We start from the raw sequence: 16,697 nt of genomic DNA, 5'->3' as shown, positions 1-16,697 counted from the left end.
ATCCGGATCACCGCGATCCCTGTTGAAGTACGATGCTGAGAATGTGTAACATATGAACCTGTTATCAGGTTTCATATGTTACACATTGTGCTCCATCAAGCTGTCCAAGTCAGGAGGAGAATCGTCATGAACCTGCCCTGCTAGACTAGTAGACAAGAGGAAAAAGTCATCCGCCAATACGACACGCCGAGAACGATTTCAGAAAAAATGAAACAACCGTTCCCCGGTGGAATACCGAGAAACGGTTGCTGCTTAAGGCTCTTTTTAGTTTTGTCTACTTGACAGGGGTATGACCAAGAATGCGGCTTATAAGTTTAAAATCTTGGCATATGGCAACTTACATTCCTTACCCTTCTACGATATCTGCCCGTAAATCAGCTGCAATTCCGATCATGAGGGGTACGATTTCTTGATGGGAGACGGCTATGTACAACTCCCCCATATAGTGTCTAAATGGAATAAGGGCTTCTCCATGTTTCCACATAAAGAAATCCCCTTCAACAGACATGGTGCTCTCCTCCCCTTTCACAGTCAGCACCGTCTGATAAGTGAAATCCGCCTTGGATGAAAAATAAGCTTTGCATTCCTCCAATGAAATCTCTTGATCACTAGTGTTTGCATTCATGGATCTTGTAATCCGAAAACGTTGATTCATAAATATCCTCCAAAAATAAAATGATGGGCTGGATCATTGAAAAAAACCATGCAGGGAGCGATTGTAAGTCAATAGCTATATCGATTGCCGTACAATGATGTGATAAGGAATCTCTACCTTATCCTTTGATTTTTTAATTGTAAGATCAAAGGCTTGTTCACCGACTTTCACCAACTGATGATCAACCGTAGATAGGCGTAACCCAATTCCAACAGGCTGATTCTCCTGGCCAATGATTGCCAGATCCTCTGGCACCCCCAGCTGTATGCTCCTTGCATACTGATAAATACCTGTCGCAACCTCATCGCCGTTCGCATAAACAGCGGTTGGTCTAAGATCCATATTAAGTAGTTGTCGTGCCGCTCTTACCCCGTCATCCATGCTGTAGCAATCCCTGATATGGTATGCTGACGGCAGATCGCCAAATATATACTGATACGCTTTTATCGTCAGCTGTGTACTATTGCTCTCTTCTCCTCTTGCTGTCGTAAAAGCGACTCGTGAATGCCCTTTATCCTTTAACAGCTGAAACGTGTCTACGTAAGATGCATATCGATCCATGTAGGCACAACCAATCTCAGGATGATCCGTAAACTCGCATGCGACGATCGTCCCGTACTTGGTATATGGCACAATGGCATCCCAAGTGTTTGAGCGAGAGGTAATGATGATGCCATCCAGTTGTTTATTTTTCAGCATATTTAAGCAGCTGAGCTCTTTATCCGGATCGTACTTTGTAGGCAGAACCATCACGGAATAATCACGCTCGACCGATCGATTAAGCACACCATGAAGCAGTTGATCAAAGGCTTGATTGTTGTTGTACGGCATGATCACACCGATACTTCTTGTTTCCTTACGAATTAAATCGACAGCTGAGCGATTTGGCGTATAGTCCATTTCATCAATCACACGCTGCACAGCTGCCCGCTTCGATTCAGATACATAAGGATGTTGATTCAGCACCCTTGATACTGTTGATACGGATACTCCTGCCCGCTTTGCAATATCATTAATATTTGCCATTGTCACCTTCTCCTATATCCCACACTTCATACTCTAGTCTTACACCAAATCAGTGCGTAAAACAACAATAAGCTTCCCACAAGTGTAATCACACTAATGAGGAGCTTATTTATTTCGACTCTGCAGCTGAAAGCAACCACTAATAATTCATTTATATTTCTCGTATACAATTGCCGTTATGGATAGTATGCTAACGATCCATTTCTTAGGCTATAATCTCTTGACCATTTATGCTATCCACTATCGAAATAAGTTAATAAAGAAAAGTCCCCGTAGATTTAGGGGACTTCCGTTTCACAATTACATATGAGTAGTACTGTAGTTGTGTGCTGTCATAATTAATGAGAATGCAGCCGTAAAAAAACTAATATTATCAAGGGGCGTTTTCATAATTATTGAGAAGGACTGTTAAGAAAACAAGAGTAATCAGTAGTAATTCATAATTAATGAGAATACCGCAATTGCGAGAATGTATATTTATGCATTATTTTGTATGTATGCAGAAATGATTTAATATCCATATGCGATTATGTGCAAAAAAACTCGATCAGTTATGATCGAGTTTTTTTGCTTAGCTTGTTTTTACAGTACTTTTTGAATCCTACTATATCTAGCAACTTTTGATGAAAACTCTATAATTCCAGTGCCTGCGCAAACAAATTTCACACTAATTTTCTCTGAGGTATCTTGAATATTCAAATAGCTCAAAACTGTGTCTACTAGATTTAATTTCCTGAACGTCATCGATTATCAAAAGGGAAATGTCTTTGTTACGTAGCACAATCTCTAAATAATCAAATAATTAGCGAAGTCGTGCATAGGGAACTCCTAATATTTGATGTATATATTGTAATATAGATTTGGGAAATTTTTAACGTTAGGTAAGGTAGACTCATATAGAAAGCTCTCGTAATATCATGACAGTTTCTCTTCAATACAAAGGTATTTCCCGTTTCCAGAAGCAGTTATAATAAAGCAAAGCGTTTTGTTACTATCTTGCTAGAAGTCCAAAAATAAGAGCCTGAGTTTCTCATAATTTGTATCATTCACTTTATTTACCTCAAAATAATCTCTAATATTTAGAAGTATCGTCAAAAAGGTCGACTTTTATACAGATGTCATTAACAATAGTAGTTGATTCTTGCTTAGTCGAAAATATTATACTTAAGCATGGAAGCTGTTGCAACAATCTGCCACTTCTTAATTCTTGTCTAATCGGTAATCGGCTCATGTTCTTGTCCTTTTCGGCAATCGTTACTAGTTCTTGACTTTGGCTTGGGGCAAGAACTTGTACCGAGAAAGATAAAAAAGCCGCTATATTAGCGACTTTCAATGGGACTATGTTCTTGTCCCTCGAAAAATTCCAATAAATATATATGGATCGTATGACCGGAATTGTTTCATTCATAGGTATAAATAATGAATGACGCGTTCCTTTTTACAAGCCCCAGATCCCAGTACCTGGTTTACGCATCGCCTTAACCCAATTTCGAAGAGTCTCACGATTGGCTTCGGCGACTGGATATTCTCGTGTCAAACATAATGTTTTCGATCCCGGTGAAAAGCTACTCGAGGTAACGATCAATCCTTTTTGGGCTTGTTCATGGAGCACATCAGCATATAGGGCTTTTACAATAGTTTGTTCGATCACACTCTTTTGTCTTTTACACTGAATGAGAATTGTTGGTGGGCCAGCAAGCTTAGGGTCTTCTGTCCAAACTCTAACATCAATACCACCATCTGCTCGTCCAGGACCAATTTCAACAAAGTATCCTTGTCTTTCAAAAAATTCAGCTGTTAGACCTTCAAATTTTCGCCAGTGAATACTTCCTATCTTTTCATCGAAATTTGCTCTTAAGTAATCAATATACCGCTGATCCATAAAAGTCCCGTGTTGTGTTTTTAAATTCTCGCTAACAAACAAATCATTCAGTTTAGCTACATCATTCCATTCGGTTTCCCGAATGCTAGTCCAAGGACTTTTATGAAGATGACCATTTAATCCATCTACGAGCTCCATTACGAGATCAGAACCTTCTTTACCATACTTCAATGTCGCTTCAATTAAAGGTGACACTATTGCCTTTTTTGGATCCTCACCTTGTTGAGCTGCAGTATTGAAATTCTCCATCATTTTAAGAAAAAACGGAAATACGTCATCCAGTAGTTTTGTTTTTTTAGCGTTGTGCCTATACTTATGACGTAAATGCAATGTAAACAATCCAGGACTTGTCGACTCGATATTACCAAGGCGCTGTAATAATTCCTTAATCAGTCCTTCAAATTCTTCTGGATACAATCGCAGATAAACTTCTGCTGGTCCAAACCAAATTTGATGATATTCTGTCGGAATAATATCATCAAACTCTTCCTTGTTTAAGCCTAAGCCAGACTTATAGCCTATAAGCTCTCCTGTTCTTGTTATTACTTCTTTACGACTCACACTAATAGCCATTACAATTACCCTTCTCCTTGAGCTGCCCAAATTATATTTTCCAAGATTTTCACCAAACTCATAATCATTGCAAGATCCACAAAATTAGGTTTAATTGCGACATGCTCTAGCATGTTCTTCTAAATTCTAAATATTTAAATACACCAAAAAAAGCTGTTATTCGACGACCAATACCTATAATAGACTAGCAAACCCTGCCAAGCAGCCTCATACACTTAATATAAATCACCGCTTTCAATCATGTCACCGAGAGCCCAGATGTACTGTGGATTATTTCGATTAAACTGAGAAATATGAGAATGTAGTAGAGATAAAACGACCCCTTCTTCATCTCCAAGATCATATCCCAATAAATAAAAGTGATCTAAGAAAGAATAAAGTTCTTTGTCAGATACCTCTAATTTATTGGCTGTTTTTAATGATAGTTAATGACGTTAAACTTTTCATCACTTTTAGAAGGACTGAAATTAGCTCTCATCACTTGACGTTCAAATTCCTCAAAGTCTTTTGTGTGTCGCGCCTGATTTAACAACCATTGTACATTATAAAAGTCGGTTGCATTCAGAGGTCCTGTGATAAGTGCAAGGATGTCTTTTTCTCTAGTGAACACTTCAGGATTATTAAAATCACTCCAAGCTGCTCGAATGACTTCCGAGAATATTTCACTCCTCGAGTTATTCTAATCCAATGTTTAAACTGACAAAGTAACTTCCGTTTTTTCTTTGAAACAGGTTCTTCTATTTTGACAATAAAGTCATCAGTGTTAAACCCATCAATTCTTCCTTGTAGTTTCATTTCAGTTATGGGCCGAGGAGAAACAAGGTGCAACTCCTCCTGAACTCATTAAAAAACAAAGAAAGCTTGAACATGAGCCTCAAAATGTACTCCTCCGCCTCCGGAAGAAAATGGATTACTTAGATGCTTATCTTTCATATTGATTTGTCCTCCAGACTCATCAACATAGCTAAGGCTATACATTGTTTTGTATTCCCACCAATAATCCTCATTATTCTCAATAAGATAAAGTTGATTCTTGGGCTATTCTGGTACCCGAGTTCCTGCAGAGAGAACAACAAACAACGTAATTCATACACCCCTCAAATGAAAGTCAGAATGAGTCGGAGTAAAGAGAATCACAAGCGTCGGCCAAATCTTACTTGTGCCTTGGTCCACCGCATCTAAATAAAGTTTACTGATAAGTTTTTCAAAAGTCTACATATTAACAATAATCCACCTGCAGACAGCGGCATTCTTGGCACTTCTCGACCCACACGTGTGGCGAACGGTCCGTCTTGTCCCCACAGGCTGTGTTTCGAGAATAGTTTTTTTGATACTAAAAGTTAAAATGGCCACAAATGGAATAAACCCGGCTTATGGTTCGGGTCGGGTCAGATTAAGATTATAGGTCATGAGAGATTGTCTCCCTCTTCTTGTTTTACTTATTATTGGGCACCAACTTCTACGTTTGATGTACATGCTCTTATAATCGAAAACTGCCCGTTAGCTTAAAGTCGCAATGAGTCTAATACTATTTTTCCTCAGTCTAACACTTAAATTTTTCAGTATAAAACTTTATTTTCTTTGGACACTTGAACCTCCCATTTAAGCTATCACAATCCGCTTCTTCAATGATTGTTTTAAAAAAACTATGGTACATAAAAAAGGACCCGTCTTCATCGAAGCGGGGCCCTATGCATGTATTAGGATCTGGTTTAGAAAACTAGTTGGTATCCCCAAGTCAGAATAACTTTGCCTTTATCGTCTGTCTCTTTTTCAATTAAGTTGTTTACGACATCGAGATCTACACCGAATTCATCAAAGATTTCAGCCTCTTCCTTGAAGTCCAAGGCTGGATGTATTCATTTATCCGCTCTTACACATCAGCAAGGCCAACAGGTTCTGTTCAATCGTATGGTCGTACGTCACCAGTTGATTCTCTTTGGCATTGAAAGCACTGGACATTGGTGAAGGAGATGAAGTTATTGAGTGATGAAGCAGACGGTCAAGGATGGCTGTCTATAATACTGTATCTCCAAATATTCAAGAAATCCTATGGCTTTTCCATTCGTACTTAAAGGTATAAAAAACGGATGGTTTGCATTTTATGCAACGATCCGTTTTAACATTCACTAGTTGTTGACCTACAGTAACTGAAAACAATAGAAATGCATCATTCTTTTACTTTGTTTCCAATAGTTATTGTTTGAAATTTTATATAATCAGTCAATTGATCTTTTAGTGTCTCTATCTTAAATTCGAATCTACTTAATCTTTAATGATATTTCTCTAACTCTTGCAGGTTCCACTTATTATTTTGAAGAATATTAAACAAATTTCTTCTTTTTGAATTATTCTTAATTTCTTAAAGGATATACCTCCTGTCTTCTTTAGATATTGATAAACAATGAGAAGAACCACTCACCATCGAAAGTGGAAGTCTGGAAATATCTGAAAGATGTAATATCAATTGAGGATTCCAAACTAATTAGCCAAGAAACTGATTTAGTGACTTGCAACATGCTTGTTTACTCAATAGAAGCAATTTCCCATAGCAACGCACTCCACATTTCTCATTTATCGGTACCCGTTACATCATTCATACGGATAACAATTTCTTTGGTACCATCTGCATTCACATCAATTTCTTTAATAATAGGCGACGTAAATATCCACTGAAGTTATACATTCTTCTGTTCCTTCAACAATAATTTTGTACGAAAACGGTTTCCTTTACATAGAAAAGCTGCAACAAATTTGCTCTTAACACATACTCAGTAATAACTCAAGTACGATTTACATAAGAAGTAAAATATAAGTTTTTGAAACCTCTATTTTTTTAAAATTCGTGCTGCTTTCTTGATCTTAATAAGATCATCAGAAAGGTGGTTTTGCCAAACAAATGGAAGCCGGCCTAAGGAGATATTAATTGAGTCAGGGATTTTTCTGATAATCAGATGCATCTCTTATATCCAGTAATTTGTAAGTAACAGGTCACGTTCTCGATTTGAAATACTCTCAAATTCAATATGTTTAAGATATCTTGTAGGTAACAATCCAACAAAATAAGAATAGTGGCTGGAACACTTTTTAACCTCCTCTTAATAAATTAAATTCTTTTTAAGAATCTGGAGGATATTATGTCGTATTGATAGCTTTATATTCTTGTTAATTATCCTGGAAAAAATTTTCAAACTCCTCATTCTAACTATAAGTGATAAAATGATATTATTATAAATAGCTTTTGTACCGAGTGTCACTTCTGCTTGCATCAACTAAACAAAGTATAGATTTTTCGAATAGAGTCAAAATCTCTTGATCTTACCGTTTTCTGTCTTTGGTAACTCTAGGGCATTTTCTATGTTAAAAGGAATTTTCCATGATCGCATAAATTTTTCACACTTTGATAAAACGATTTCAACAAATGCAGGATCATTATTCGTTGTCACAATATAAATCTGCAATTTTTCTCCATAAATATTATCTTCTATTCCTTTCGCCATACACTCAGCAACTCCATCAATGGCTACCATCATCTCTTCAATTTCCTCTGGGTATATGGTTAAACCACCACATATAATGATGTTCTTGATTCGTCCTTTAACATAAAGTTTTCCTGAATCATCCAAAGTTCCAATGTCGCCGGTTTTTAGCCACCCATCAATTAATGACCTAGATGTTTCTTCTTTGTTATAAAGATATTCGATCATATTGCCAGGACTCTTAACCCATATTTCTCCAACATCTTCATCCAGAGCTGATGCTGACCTCTTTATTTTTATATTGACTCCTTCAAGAGGGACACCAGAACTATCATCTTTAACCGTAGAGCTAGGTGAGCTGCAAGAGACCCTTGGGCCTGATTCGGTTAAACCATATGCCCGTAAAATAGTAGACTCGGGAAACAAAGACTGCGTCTTTTTTACTAGTGATTTTGGTACTGGCCCCCCCGCAGTGATAATATAATTTAAAGACTGAACGACTTCACTTTCGGGAGGCTTCGACAAGAAGAGGTGCAGATGCGTAGCTACACACCCTATGGATTTGACTTCATGTTCGAACACTTTCTTATATATAGCAGCAGCGGTTATAGGTTGCTGAATAAAGACCAGGGTGCCACCTATTATCAATTGAGAGAGAAACTGTGTAGTATGTGCAAAAGCGGAAGTAAGTGGTAGTATCACTAAAGCTACATGACTTGCATCTAATTGTAAAAATTTATTATGGGCTTGAGCATTCCAAACTAAACCATACTGTGAATGCTTAACGACTTTGGGGTTAGATCTTGAACCCGAAGTTTGAATATATATATATGGATGCTCATCTTGCATGTGACTACTGAGATCAATGCTATGATTTTGTTTAAAAGTTCCTGTATGTATAACACCATCCATGCCAGTTAGATCTGAACGATCTGTAATAATCTTTGGACAACGAATAAAACTCATTTGTTGTCTTATTTCTTCACCTGGTTTATTTGCAGAAAATAGTACAACAGAACAGTTCGCCATTAATAAAGCTAGATAATTGATAGTAAATAAGATAGGATCTTTGATACATAAAGCCACTCTTGTAGATCCATGAATTTGTTGAGAAATATCTCTGCTTTTCTGCACAAGCTCTTTATATGTAAGCCTATCATTATCCTTAATGATAGCAAGTTTATTGGGTTGATTTAAAGCTGCACGTTGTATTTCTTCAACAATTGTCATTGTTACCTCCATGTTGATTAAATGAAATTAGGCCAATAAAGAATGTTCCTCAAATATTTATATTTAAGATATTTACATATCTTATTTATAAAAAATTCCAACACAGAACAGATAGAAGCAAGCCTATAACCGTACGAATGTACGTGTACGGTTTGACTTGCTTCCTTAGTTGGTCCAATTAGCAAGGAAACATCTATCAAAAGTCAGAAATAATTCTCAATGCTAACGACCTTTCCATAACTGTTATCTGATTTTAGATTCAAATTTAACAAATGTAAATTTACGCTAAAACAGTGGTTGCTGTCGGGGAAATATAGGTTCCTGTGTTATCGCCTAGGCATATACGTTTCATGATGCCTTTTTCATTAAAGTCAAAAATGTGGATTGGAAGGCCATAATCACGAGCTAAGATAAATGCAGACTGATCCATTACTTTAATATTTTCTCTAAGAACATCATCGTAACTAATAGAGGAATATTTTTTAGCATCCGAATTAACTTTAGGATCAGACGTATATATACCATTCACGCCATGTTTTGCAACAAGAATTGCATCACTATTTATTTCAAGTGATCGTTGTACTGCAGGGTAGTCGGTAGTTACATAAGGTTGTCCTGTTCCTCCTGCAAGAACAACAATATATCCTTTTTCCAAGTGATGTATACATCTTAATCGAATGTAGGGTTCTGCAATCGCATTCATAGGAACAGAAGTCATTACTCTGACTTCGCTTTCTCCTCTACTTTTCAAAACACCACGCAACATTAAACTGTTAATAACAGTCCCCATAACACCAATATTGTCTGCCTCTGCTCTTTCAATTCCCCATCCCTCAGCAACATTACCTCTAAAGATGTTGCCTCCTCCGATAACAATAGCAACTTCTACACCTAAGTTTACTACCGAAAGAATTTCACTTGCTATGTGCTCCAATGAAATTGGGTCAAAACCAAAATCCTTTTCGCCGGATATTGCAGCTCCACTTAATTTTATGAGTACTCTTTTGTATCTCAGTAAGTTCCCCTCCCAGAAAGGATTATTTTTCAATATATGAATATTTTATATCATAGTGACATTTTTCTCAACTGAATTGATATTAATTTATATTGGAATGACTATGCTTGAATCAAAGAAGTTATCTTCATCAGGCACTACTCTCACAAAGAATAGAAGCGTTTTCATAATCATTAACTTATATACGTTTTACACAGGTTAGCTACCAGTATATCCATAATTAAACTTTTTTACATCACAGCAAATAAAAATGGTTTTAAACTCGCCGAGTTTATTGGCATTTAAATATTTAGTTGAGTTAATAGATAGTGTAAAACTTGCTTTTCTTCTTTCACTAATTCCCTAATTTTACTCTTAGCACTACCAATTAGATCCCTATCTTGAGTAAGCATAAACTTAATCATGATATTTTCAATATTTTTAGTTATTTTAGTAATGTTCGAATACCTATCAATGATGTAATCAGCATCAGATTTTATATAATTATTCTGTTTCATAAATTTTATTCTACTAAGCATTGTAACTTTATGCTGATGAAGAGTGTAGAAAGTACGCCTACCGAGTTTCCTCTCTCCTGTAAGCAACAAATCAAGATATCTTTCTAATGATTCAGTAACAGCAATGCCAAAAGTTCTCGTTGACTGATTCACATCTCTATGATTAGCGTTTACGTAATCCATATTTTGTCTTGAGTGAAGATAATCTTTAATGGTATCTGCAACAAATTGTATGTTAAAACCATAAAAATTAGCGTATCTATTCGCATGTACTGTATTTTTAGGAGTTGCTTTAAAAAGGATCAACCCATTTAAATCATCTTCTTGGGGATCAACTGACTTGAAGGAATCTACCAACTCCTGTTGAGTAATTGATTCATTATATACAAATTTACCCTGAGTACCAAAAAAGCCAGCTATATGGAATATCCCTTTTTCTGAATCAAATCCATGTATTAGAATATTGTGAGGGAAATTTCTTTCTTGAAAAAACTCTGAACTTGGAATAAAGTATTCATCTAAAAACAAGTGAATATAATACCCCTCCATAATTCCCTTCATTATAAATTCTTCTATTTTAAGATCTAATTTCACTAAAAAATCTCGTTGAATATGTGTGAAATTCATCCATTGAATACATCTTGGATCGCTATAACCCGGTAGATCAAAATCAATATAGAAACCTTCATCACTAAATATTTGGATATAATTATTAAAAAACCACGGCTCAAAATCTTTATTATGTAAAACAGAAGCAAGTAAATAAGCATTTCTTGCTACATTATCGATTGGTGGATGTATAATAGGTAAATTAACCTTCATCGATTGATCCCTCCATTAAAAAGCATATAAGTTGTCTAATTGTTGAGGAAATAGGTGAACTATAACGTCTTTCATAGAACGTTTCAGTGCTAAGAAAACCGAATTAATTAATTGTGCCAACTAATTCGAGATTAAGGAAGTACCCCCATCGACAATAATTGTTGACCCCGTGATAACATCTGAATGAATCACATTCATTACCCATTCAGACAACTCTTCTGGTGCTAATAGTCTTCCCACGGGTGGACTGAATTGAGAACCATTCAGAAGATCACGAAGCATTTGTGTATCAACAGCGCCTGGAGATATTACATTAAATTTTATTTTTTTTGAAGAAAGTGATTGTGCAAAACTCCTTGAAATGTATTCCAACGCTGATTTCGTTGCCCCATAAACAATATTTGAACCATGAGGTCTTATTGAAGTTTCCGACGAGATATTAATGACGTCAGCTTTCCCTGCAGCCTCTAGTAAATTTAGTAGAGAATTAGTTAAAACAAATGGAGCTACTGTGTTAAGACTAAACATTTTCATAACAACGTCATGAGTAAAATCTCTATAATCTCCACTTTCTATCATAGCGGCATTATTTACTAACACATTAAGCTGTGGAAAACGTTTAGCCACTGTATATTCAACTTTATTTATACCCTCTTCAAGGGATAAATCTGCTACGATAAGTTCTGCACTTCCTCCCTGATTTGAGATAATTTGCTTCGTTTCCATAAGAGGTTGCTCTCTAGAACCTACTAAAAAAACGTAGTATCCTTCTGAAGCTAATCTTATTGCTATCGCTCTTCCTATACCGCTCCCTGCTCCAGTTACAACGGCATTGTTACCTTCCAACATATTATTTGGCAAATGGATCATTCTTCTTTTTCATCCCCCACTCTTGTAATTTCAAACTTCTTGCATGGTTAGAGACAAGAGGATCAGATGAAGCTAAACTGTACGCTTCTTCGTAAGAATCGGCAATATACACTATCGCTCCACCAGATCCATCAAGAAATGGTCCACAAAAGGCTATTTTATTCTCTTCAACTTTCTTATCAACATATTCGTTGTGTTCTGCTTTGTAAGCCTTATTCTGTTCTTGATCCACCACTTCAAGTACCGCTAAATATAATTTCATACTTTACGACAACCTTTCTGTTAATGTTTTTAGAATATTATGAATTAAGTCTGTACTAACACCATTTGCCTTATTTGTATCAATTAGCACTAAGATCCAATAAATGATTGATGCAGTTTCAAGATGGTCTAATTCAGCTTTTGAGAGTTGAATAATTTCACTGTATCCGCTTAACAAACCATTTTTGAATTCAATTGGAACCTCTTCTACTACTTTGTTGTCCTCATTAATTTGGGGAGATAACAGGGTTGCTAAGTCAAATATTCTGAGGTCGTATCTTGAGAATTCAAAATCTATAAACATAAATTTACTCATGTTAGTCCAAATAATATTGCCGAAATTTAGATCTCCATGAATAAATGAACGAGGAAATTTGTTTATTCTATCAATATCAGATAAGAGGTTTCTGTTATACAACAAATCTCCATAACCTTGGTTTACTAAAAAATCAATATTAGTCCTAATTTCATTTGCACGGGTAAGCTTAAGTGAGTCTGAGTCTATATCCAAAGATAAACTATGCAACTCAGCAACTGTACGTCCTAATTCCGCACCTGTAACAAAATCTTTAATCAGATCTTGTTTCGGAATATATTGAATCACACACCAATAAAGTCCTGGAAGCTCACAATCAGCTTCAATAAATTTCTTATTAATTGATGTTACCGGCTTAGCATATTTCTCAAAAGTTGTTGTGGACAACATCTGAAATATATCAATTTCATTGAACAATCTGTTAACCTTGGCTTGACCGCTTACACTTTTCAAAACGTATGCGCCTGTCTTAGACTGTAAATAATAAACAGTTAAATTTGTTTTTTTCACGAGAGTCTCTACCGATAAGACGCTTTCAATCATAAAAAGCTTTAATATTTCCAACGTAATCCCCATAAGGTACCACCTTACTGATTTTGTAGTGTTACAAGTCGACTATAATGGCCCTCCATTTGATCAAGTAAATCGGCTGCCCCTTCTTCAACAATAGCCCCTTTATCCATAACAATAAGATGATCCACCAGTTTCGCTGAATCAAGGCGGTGCGAAATAACTATCGTTGTCAATCCTTTTCGATACTTTCTTAAATTAGTTAGAATACTATTCTCGGATTCAATGTCTATCGCTGAAGTTGCTTCATCTAGAATAAGAACCTCGGGGCTGCCGATAAGGCTCCGAACTAAAGCTAATTTTTGTTTTTGTCCGCCTGAAAAACTAACCCCTCTTTCACCAATGTTAGTATCTAACTTGTCAGGTAATTCCAATATGAAATCTTTTATATCCATCCACTCAGATATCTTGAGGAGTGTTTCATCAGATTCAGATCTGCCGAGCAACAGATTATTTCTAATTGAGTCAGGAAAGAAATAAGGCTCTTGTTGCAAGATTGCTACTTTTCTAGTTAGGTATATTCTGTCGATTTCTTTAATAGAATGTTGATTTATTAAAATATCTCCAGCTATCATATGGGTTGAATCGACAAAAAGTTCAATCATGCTTGATTTTCCACTTCCGCTTTTTCCTAGAACCATACTCATTTTTCCTATAGGTATGGACAAATTTAAATCCCTCAGAATCATTTCATGACTATCTGAGCGCTTTGTCGATATGTTACTAAAAGCAATACTCTCAATTACTACGGGAGTAAGACCTTTGTCTTTGTCATCATCAACTTTGCTATTGTTTATAATAGTACTGATTCTGTGTAAGGGAACACTTAATGTTGTAGGCATATCTAGAATAAAATCAAAAGTTCCTTTCAAAGCCTGAGTCATTTGAATAGCAAATTGATATAAAACAATGTAGGTCCCGATGGACATTTCACCTTTGAGTACTTGAAAAGCTCCAACTCCCAAAACCAATAAAGTAGTTAGCCATTGTAACGGATCACAAACTAAAGATTTAATGTTTAATATACGGGATTCTTTTCTTACCTCAGTCATGTAATTATCGAACAAATGGTTAATACGCTGAGACTCCCATGCAATACGATCGAAAATCAGTACTTCCCTTGTTGAAGAAACACCCTCATCAATTGCACTTACATATTTAGCTTTTGATTCTTGTACTATTTTCGAAGTTTTGAATATTTTCTTGATAAAGAACCTTCCTAAGAAAACATAAATAATCGTAATAGTTATAACACCCCATAATATGACAGGGCTAATAAAATAGATCATTACACCTACAAGCAAAATATTAATAAAGAAAGTAAACCCTTTTGAAAGATGGAAAGACAACGTGAAGTTTAACTTATTCAAATCGCTAGCTAAATAATTTACGTAATCAGTAGTTCGTTGCTTTTGAAGAGTCCGTAGTGGTGTTTTGGATATATAATTTAATAGTTCTTCTAGCAAAGTGAGATTTAACTTGTAACTACTAATTCTGATTACATGAACCGAAAATAAATGAATTATATTATTAAGAATGTATAAAATAAAGAATACTAGGAGAAGCCATAAGAAATTTTCAAATAACCCCTTACCGAGCACATCATCAATAATATATTTTTGAGTATTGGCCATCATTAAGAAGAGAATGCTCTCAGTTAGAATTAGCATTCCGCCAAATATAAAACCTTTTTTGTATACTAATGCATGTTTAATAAACCACGGACCTATTTTCATTATTTTCACTCTTTTCATTAACTAACTGACTGAATGCGCCTCCAGTATGTTGCAAAGTATCAAAATTACCAACTTCCATTACTTGCCCGTTCTGCATCATTACAATCGTATCTGATAGACGCATTATTTTTAACCTATGGGCTACATTAATAATGGTGTGATTCTCCCGCAATTGCATAAGATGTCTCAGTATCTCATCTTCACTTTCCGTATCTAATGCCGATGTGAATTCATCCATCAAGATTACATCAGGAGATCTAATAAGCATTCTGGCAATACAAATACGCTGCTTTTGCCCTCCAGATAAATTTGTTCCTCTCTCACCTACTTTAGTATCGTAACCTTGCTCTAACTCCATTATAAAATCATGAGCATTTGCCATTTTAGCAGCTAGGATTACTTCCTCTCGAGTTGCTTCAAGTTTTCCGAAAAGAATATTATTGAATATGGAATCATTGAATAGATAGGTATCCTGAAAAACAAACCCAATTTTCTTTCTCAAGATGTCTGTGGGTACATTTTGAATGTCCGTTCCATCGACAATTACTCTTCCTTCAGTTACGTTATAAAGTCCACCAATCAGCTTCAAAATCGTACTCTTTCCTGAACCATTTTTACCTACAATTGAAACAAGTCCTCCTTTTTTGAGGTGTAAACTTGTTTTATTAATAAGACTTTTAGTTGAGGTATAAGAAAAAGATACACTATCGAGTAGAATTTCCCCTGGAGCTGAAATCGGATATGTTTGGTGACAAATCAATGGTTCTGTTTTCTTCAATCTGAAAAATGATTGAAGAGCAATGACATTGTTTCTCAGCATTCTAAGCTCAATCAGTATAGTAATAAGGTGTGTAAACGATCCCACAAACAAAATATAGTTGACTAAGTATGCTGAGATTTCTCCAATGGTTATATTGTTATTCATTATTTGAAAACCAGCATAAATAAATATAATCAAAATGCCATTAGAAATGACCAGCCTTCGAATAACAAGACGCGCGCCAATATAAAACCATTTTTGTAAATCAAGATGATTAAATTGTTCTTGTATTCGCATAATTGTTTTTTGATTCCAAGATTGAGAACCAAAAGTCTTTAGTTCTTTATTTCCAGCAATGTGGCTATAAACTTTCTTGTCAAACTGTGTTTTGATGGTATGTAGCTCTTTTGCAAGTTTATTGGTCATCTTGTCATATTTTGCCCCCCAAGAATAAAAGACCAGAAAAAATGCGATAGATATACATGTTAACAGAGGATCAATAGATGACATAAAAATAAGTGATGCTATTGCAAATAAAGATCTGTAAAGTACGTCAGGCAATAAATCTCTAAGAATTCTTTGTACTTGAGAGACATCATTATTAAATACAGAGAATAATTCTCCTACAGATTTATTCTCAATGTAAGGTATACCTAGCACTCTTAAGTGACCTAGAGTACGCGTCTGAATCAAATAACAACTTCTTTCAGATATCTCACGTTGTAGAAATACTCTTAATACGCTTGCAAGAAGAACGATCCCATAGATACCGAGTAATAGCAGTATGAATTCATAAAGTTTGTTGAAATTATTGCTTGGTAGGATATCATCAATGAAACTTCTAACAAAAATAGGTGTTAAAATATCACCAGCTGCAACCATACTCGTTGATAAAATGGTGAATAACAGTAAATACTTATAATGAAATAAATATTGAGTTAACCAAAGGAACCAAGAATTTCGTAATCGATCCGTAAGGGTATGAAACTCATACATAATTGTATA

The 16,697-nt window shown here is 35.5% G+C and carries 11 protein-coding genes; all 11 read right to left on the bottom strand.

The window, feature by feature from the left end; all coding sequences use genetic code 11:
- Nucleotides 1-346: 346 nt before the first annotated feature.
- Nucleotides 347-655, bottom strand: coding sequence for a hypothetical protein (locus ACPV3A_RS22185; protein WP_426201174.1), 309 nt, complete (start codon nucleotides 653-655; stop codon nucleotides 347-349).
- Between the two features lie 75 nt (nucleotides 656-730).
- Complete coding sequence (locus tag ACPV3A_RS22180) at nucleotides 731-1,681, bottom strand: LacI family DNA-binding transcriptional regulator (RefSeq protein WP_426201172.1); 951 nt, start codon at nucleotides 1,679-1,681, stop codon at nucleotides 731-733.
- Between the two features lie 1,438 nt (nucleotides 1,682-3,119).
- On the bottom strand, nucleotides 3,120-4,136 hold the full coding sequence (locus tag ACPV3A_RS22175) for a restriction endonuclease (RefSeq protein ID WP_426201170.1): 1,017 nt from the start codon (nucleotides 4,134-4,136) through the stop codon (nucleotides 3,120-3,122).
- Between the two features lie 3,302 nt (nucleotides 4,137-7,438).
- Complete coding sequence (locus ACPV3A_RS22170; protein WP_426201168.1) at nucleotides 7,439-8,845, bottom strand: class I adenylate-forming enzyme family protein; 1,407 nt, start codon at nucleotides 8,843-8,845, stop codon at nucleotides 7,439-7,441.
- Nucleotides 8,846-9,125: 280 nt separating this feature from the next.
- Nucleotides 9,126-9,860 (bottom strand): UMP kinase, encoded by a 735-nt coding sequence (gene pyrH / locus ACPV3A_RS22165; protein ID WP_426201314.1) that lies wholly within the window; start codon nucleotides 9,858-9,860, stop codon nucleotides 9,126-9,128.
- Between the two features lie 281 nt (nucleotides 9,861-10,141).
- Entirely contained in the window at nucleotides 10,142-11,179 is a 1,038-nt protein-coding gene (locus ACPV3A_RS22160; protein ID WP_426201166.1) for a hypothetical protein, read from the bottom strand.
- A 120-nt stretch (nucleotides 11,180-11,299) separates the two neighbouring features.
- Nucleotides 11,300-12,049, bottom strand: a complete 750-nt coding sequence (locus ACPV3A_RS22155) for an SDR family NAD(P)-dependent oxidoreductase (protein WP_426201164.1) — start codon at nucleotides 12,047-12,049, stop codon at nucleotides 11,300-11,302.
- Nucleotides 12,030-12,311, bottom strand: a complete 282-nt coding sequence (locus ACPV3A_RS22150; RefSeq protein ID WP_426201162.1) for a YciI family protein — start codon at nucleotides 12,309-12,311, stop codon at nucleotides 12,030-12,032. The genes ACPV3A_RS22155 and ACPV3A_RS22150 overlap by 20 nt, the downstream gene beginning before the upstream one ends.
- Nucleotides 12,312-12,314: 3 nt before the next feature.
- Nucleotides 12,315-13,202: a phosphotransferase gene (locus ACPV3A_RS22145; protein ID WP_426201160.1), complete on the bottom strand. Its 888-nt coding sequence runs from the start codon at nucleotides 13,200-13,202 to the stop codon at nucleotides 12,315-12,317.
- An 11-nt stretch (nucleotides 13,203-13,213) separates the two neighbouring features.
- A complete protein-coding gene (locus tag ACPV3A_RS22140; RefSeq protein ID WP_426201158.1) occupies nucleotides 13,214-14,932 on the bottom strand; it encodes an ABC transporter ATP-binding protein in 1,719 nt (572 codons plus the stop codon).
- The gene (locus ACPV3A_RS22135) at nucleotides 14,907-16,688 is read right to left on the bottom strand and encodes an ABC transporter ATP-binding protein (protein WP_426201156.1); all 1,782 of its coding nucleotides are present in this window, start codon (nucleotides 16,686-16,688) and stop codon (nucleotides 14,907-14,909) included. The genes ACPV3A_RS22140 and ACPV3A_RS22135 overlap by 26 nt, the downstream gene beginning before the upstream one ends.
- Nucleotides 16,689-16,697: the final 9 nt, after the last annotated feature.

The sequence above is a fragment of the Paenibacillus sp. Dod16 genome (assembly GCF_049893405.1).
GTDB lineage: Bacteria > Bacillota > Bacilli > Paenibacillales > Paenibacillaceae > Paenibacillus_AQ.
The sequence above is the reverse complement of the archived record's forward strand: the minus strand, read 5'-3'. Positions and strand labels throughout refer to the sequence as shown.

Excerpts from the sequence above, each read along its gene's own strand:
- ACPV3A_RS22175 (WP_426201170.1), bottom strand. The coding sequence starts at position 4,136 with ATGGCTATTAGTGTGAGTCGTAAAGAAGTAATAACAAGAACAGGAGAG.
- ACPV3A_RS22170 (WP_426201168.1), bottom strand. The coding sequence starts at position 8,845 with ATGACAATTGTTGAAGAAATACAACGTGCAGCTTTAAATCAACCCAAT.
- ACPV3A_RS22160 (WP_426201166.1), bottom strand. The coding sequence starts at position 11,179 with ATGAAGGTTAATTTACCTATTATACATCCACCAATCGATAATGTAGCA.
- ACPV3A_RS22150 (WP_426201162.1), bottom strand. The coding sequence starts at position 12,311 with ATGAAATTATATTTAGCGGTACTTGAAGTGGTGGATCAAGAACAGAAT.
- ACPV3A_RS22155 (WP_426201164.1), bottom strand. The coding sequence starts at position 12,049 with ATGATCCATTTGCCAAATAATATGTTGGAAGGTAACAATGCCGTTGTA.
- ACPV3A_RS22135 (WP_426201156.1), bottom strand. The coding sequence starts at position 16,688 with ATGTATGAGTTTCATACCCTTACGGATCGATTACGAAATTCTTGGTTC.
- ACPV3A_RS22145 (WP_426201160.1), bottom strand. The coding sequence starts at position 13,202 with ATGGGGATTACGTTGGAAATATTAAAGCTTTTTATGATTGAAAGCGTC.
- ACPV3A_RS22140 (WP_426201158.1), bottom strand. The coding sequence starts at position 14,932 with ATGAAAATAGGTCCGTGGTTTATTAAACATGCATTAGTATACAAAAAA.
- ACPV3A_RS22180 (WP_426201172.1), bottom strand. The coding sequence starts at position 1,681 with ATGGCAAATATTAATGATATTGCAAAGCGGGCAGGAGTATCCGTATCA.
- ACPV3A_RS22185 (WP_426201174.1), bottom strand. The coding sequence starts at position 655 with ATGAATCAACGTTTTCGGATTACAAGATCCATGAATGCAAACACTAGT.